The sequence below is a fragment of the Breznakia blatticola genome (genome assembly GCF_004365815.1).
In the GTDB taxonomy this organism is placed as follows: Bacteria; Bacillota_I; Bacilli_A; order Erysipelotrichales; family Erysipelotrichaceae; genus Breznakia; species Breznakia blatticola.
On record NZ_SODD01000073.1, the window covers coordinates 1 to 4,684 of the forward strand.

Sequence of the window (4,684 nt, forward strand, 5' to 3'; positions counted from 1 at the left end):
TTCACAAATAAATTATACCAAAAATAACGCCTATTCTCTTACGAGTTTAGGCGTTATTTTTATGATTTGAAGCTGTACTAAGTGTCACAGCCCCTTATAGTCTACAAGGGCTTTATCAAGTATAAATATCATTTCGTTTCGTAAATCTAACGGTTCAAGAATTTGGCAATATTTTGTATACTGTAAAGCCCAATACATAATTCCTTGTTTTGTAGATGTGATAGTGGCTTCAAAATCATGGTTGTAAAGTTTCTTGATTTTGATTTTTGTGCCAAATGTATCGATTACATCATCAAGTATTGCTTCATCACAATGCAAACGAATGCTTGATTCATCCCCAGAATACATGTATATCTTATTGGCAACATAATCATAGGGATTCACATCTTTCTTGCGATCAAATAAGGTTTGCTCCAAGTGAACATCTTGCATCTTATCGATTCTATAATGTGAAAGTCCTTCATGATTTTCATTATGTCCGATCAAATAATACCGCTCATTGTTGTAGACAAGTTCATAAGGACATAGTTCATAACGTTTTTCACGACGAGCAACAAGCTTTTTCTCATAGTTGTATTTTGTGTATACAAAGCTAATTCTTTTTCTTTGTTGAATTGCTTCAAGCAGTAATTCAATGTTTAAAAAGAACTCACGATTATTTGATTTCTTGGTATTTGTTGTATATACACGTTCGCGAAATGCTTTTGCTTGGTACTTACTTTGTGTTTTCAATAATGCATCAATAAGTTGTCTACTTTCAGAATCTGGAATGATAGCTGATGCGTGAATAGAGTGACAAATTAGATTGACTTCACTTGGTTCAAAGGTGCGTTCAATAAGATAATATCCTTTTTTGTTTTGCTCATATGTAGAAATATCATAACCGAATTCTTGCAATAGTTGGATATTTGCATAGAGCGTTCTACGTTCTGCTTGTAAACCATAACGTACTTCAAGTAATTCCTGTAGCTGACTTCTAGTGAGTGGATGCTTATCATCACTATCGCTTCGTAAAATTTCTAGTATTGCTAAAGGGATTGATTTCTTTTGATCCATAGTGTTACCTCTTCTATGATATATCATAACATGTGTCACTTTTTTTGTACTAGAAAATTGATATGGTAACAATGTAAAACAAGAACTTTACCTAGTAAAATTGTTCATGTGTAAACCTATTGTAGGATATGGTAGAATAAAGGGATACAAAGGAGACGTTCTATGTACTTAAGTGATGATTTAATAAAAAGTGTAGTAAAAAAACCAGGGAATTTTAATTGGGCGAAACGACATCAAGGAGAAGATGATCTTTTTCTTGCATATGATGTACTTCCAGGTGAGACCGGGCAAGATATTCTTGCGACCGTGTTGTATCAAGGATATGAAAGTGATGTAAAGATTCGTTTGGATGCATTAGACCATATCGAAAGCCATTATTGTAACTGTCGTTTTCACTCGCCAAGTTCAGGATGTGGGCATGTAGGATTGGCATTATTTAAGTATCGTAATGAATATCAAACACCTGATCCAATTATCTCTTCATCTAAGGTTAATACATCGACGCAACAAGTTAATAGCTTGAATGAAAAACGCGAAGCAATTATGCGTCAAAAAGAACTACGTAGAAAAGAAATACAAGCAAGTTATTACGTCCAAGAATCACTTGAGTTTCTCCAACAAATGCAGGAAAAAGAAAAAAACAGTTTGATCTCAACATATGATAATCATGTGTACCATTTAGAGTTCGAATTTGAACGTCAAGAAAATTACTACTATTATCGCTATGCAAATAATTATATGTTAAGTGCAAAAATTGGTTATGAAAAAATGTATGTACTAAAAAGCTTTCAACAATTCATTCGTAACTTACATGAAGAAAACTTTGTAAAATATGGAAAGTTTCTAGCATTTACACATCATATGAATTCATTTGATGAAGCAAGTCAACAAGCCATCGAGTTTATAGAACGTTTTATAAAAGAATCAACATATGCAAGTGATGATCGCTATTTAGCAATTGATGAGAAAAACATTGATGCATTTTTTGATACATTTCAAGAACTTTCTCAACTTATTAATATTCAATTTGCTGAAGAAGATTTCATCGTAGATGTTGATGTATTGTCACTAGGTGATTACTATTTACTTTCACTTCAAGATGGTAATATTCATGACTATCTGGAAGGTAGTCAACACTACTATCAATTTGAAAAACAAGTACTTAAACGATTTGTTGTGCGTGATGATAAAATGGTACACGAGTTTATCAAGAAAATTATGTATGACCAGTTTTATATACATAAAGATGACTTACAAAATACTATCAGTTATTTACTAAGCGTATTTGAAAATACAGTTGTATTTCATGGTGTCGATATTGATCAAAGTTATGAAGATCGAATTTCTTTATATGCGGATATCCAAGATGAAAATCTAGTAGTTAAAGTGTTATTAAACTGGGAAGATGGATATGCAAAAAGCCTGTTTGATCAAGATAATCGAGCCATTTCTCACAATGCAAACAATCTGAAGTTTGTGCTAGAGTCATATGGTTTTAAGAAACAAGAAGGAATGAAAGAAGTAATAAAAAGCTTTCATGATCAAGATGCAATCTTCTTTATCGAACAAGTCTTACCAAGTTTAAAAGACTATGCAGAAGTGTTTGTAAGTGATGCAATTAAGAACTTTGATAAGACAAAGTCAGTCGGTATACAAGTTGGTGTCCGTATCGAGAATAATTTATTATCTATCGATTTAGATAGTATCAACTGTAAACCAGACGAATTAAAGGACATACTGAAAGCCTATCGGAAAAAGCGAAAATTTCATCGTTTAAAAAATGGGGAGATTATTTCTTTAGAGGGAGAAAGTATTGCAGAATTTGATCAAATGATGGAAGACATGCATATGGATGTACGCGATATTGATACAACGATGCAAGTGCCTGTTCATTACGCATTCCAAATGGATGATGCAATTCATAACTTTAAGCAAATCACGGGAAAGGAAGAACAAAGTTTTCAAGATTTCTTACATTCATTTGATGATATTGATGCCAGTAAATTACAAATTCATCCAAAGTATGAAAAAATATTAAAAGATTATCAAAAACACGGAGTACGATGGATGATGTTATTAAGTATGTATGGACTTGGCGGAATACTAGCTGATGATATGGGGTTAGGAAAAACAATCCAAGCGATTGCTTTGCTTGAGACAAATCACGAGGTTGGAAAGAGAAGTATCATTGTGACACCTGCTTCCTTAATGCTTAACTGGCAAGATGAACTTGAAAAGTTTGATTCTTCATTATCGTATTTGTGTATTTATGGAGATATGCAAACAAGAAAAGAAATGATCGAGACGATTGATTCCTATGATGTAATTATCACAACATACGATTATTTAAAACGTGACATTGAAGCCTATGAACAAAAGCAATTTGATTATGTAATTATTGATGAAGCACAGTATATTAAAAACCAAACAACAAAAGCCGCAAAAAGTGTAAAGCGACTCAAAAGTCGAGTGCGATTTGCTTTAACTGGAACACCAATCGAAAATAGTTTAGCTGAGTTGTGGAGTATTTTTGACTACTTAATGCCTACATATTTATATAATTATCGATATTTTAAGGCAAACTATGAAAGTCCTATTGTTTTAGAAAATGACGAGAAAAAGCGAGCAATTTTAAAACGAAGAATTGAACCATTCTTATTACGTCGAAGAAAAGAGGAAGTCTTAAAAGAACTACCAAGTAAAATTGAAAAGAATCTACGCTTTAATTTTGATGCGGAAGAAGAAAAACTATATGTGGCAAAATTGTCACAAGTAAATGATGACTTACAAGCTTTCGCACAAAGTGAAGATAATCACCAAATTGAGATTCTAAAATTACTTATGCAATTACGTCAAATTTGTTGCGAACCACGGATGTTATTTGATAACATTGACCATGCTTCTAGAAAACTTAGAGGATGTATGGAAATTGTGGAATCGCTAAAAGAAAGTAAGCAAAAAGTACTTATTTTCTCATCATTTACGACGATCTTAGACTTTATTGCAGAAGAACTTAATATGCGAAATTTCACGTATTTAAAACTTACTGGGGAAGTAAATAAAACCAAACGTAAAGAGTTAGTTGAAAAATTCCAAGGTGGTGAAGCTGATATATTCTTGATTTCCTTAAAAGCTGGTGGTGTGGGATTAAACCTAACCAATGCACAAGCAGTCATTCATTATGATCCGTGGTGGAATTTATCTGCACAAAACCAAGCAACAGATAGAGCACACCGCATTGGACAAGAACATGAAGTAACCGTCTTTAATTTGATTATGAAAAATTCGATTGAAGAACGAATTTTAGAACTTCAAGCGAAAAAGAAAGAAATTGCTGATACCTTTGTTGAAAATTCAGAGGGAAGCATTACGAAGATGTCTGCTTCAGATATTATGGAATTATTAAAGCGAGATAATTCATAACGATATAAGAAAAGGGCACACCGCAGAAACTTGGGGTGAGCAGAAAAAACACAAGTAAATAAGTTGGGGTGAAAAGTACCCCAAACTTCTTAAGAGGACTAGCCCATATAGGCTAGTCCTTTATAGCTTTGTGGAATATATACGATAGGTACTATCATCATTGATTGCATAAAGTACTCGATTTCTAAATCGTTCCCAATTGTGA

Annotated in this window: 2 protein-coding genes; one reads left to right on the top strand and one right to left on the bottom strand. The window is 32.9% G+C overall.

Features of this window, described 5'->3' with window-relative positions; all coding sequences use genetic code 11:
- Window positions 1-84: 84 nt before the first annotated feature.
- The gene (locus EDD63_RS11255; RefSeq protein WP_166667643.1) at window positions 85-1,056 is read right to left on the bottom strand and encodes a helix-turn-helix transcriptional regulator; all 972 of its coding nucleotides are present in this window, start codon (window positions 1,054-1,056) and stop codon (window positions 85-87) included.
- Window positions 1,057-1,218: 162 nt separating this feature from the next.
- Here EDD63_RS11255 and EDD63_RS11260 point away from each other — a divergent pair, with 162 nt between their 5' ends.
- Window positions 1,219-4,479 (top strand): DEAD/DEAH box helicase, encoded by a 3,261-nt coding sequence (locus tag EDD63_RS11260; protein WP_134171412.1) that lies wholly within the window; start codon window positions 1,219-1,221, stop codon window positions 4,477-4,479.
- The last annotated feature ends 205 nt before the right edge of the window (window positions 4,480-4,684 follow it).

Coding starts and splice junctions, on each gene's coding strand:
- EDD63_RS11255 (WP_166667643.1), bottom strand. CDS start 1,056: ATGGATCAAAAGAAATCAATCCCTTTAGCAATACTAGAAATTTTACGA.
- EDD63_RS11260 (WP_134171412.1), top strand. CDS start 1,219: ATGTACTTAAGTGATGATTTAATAAAAAGTGTAGTAAAAAAACCAGGG.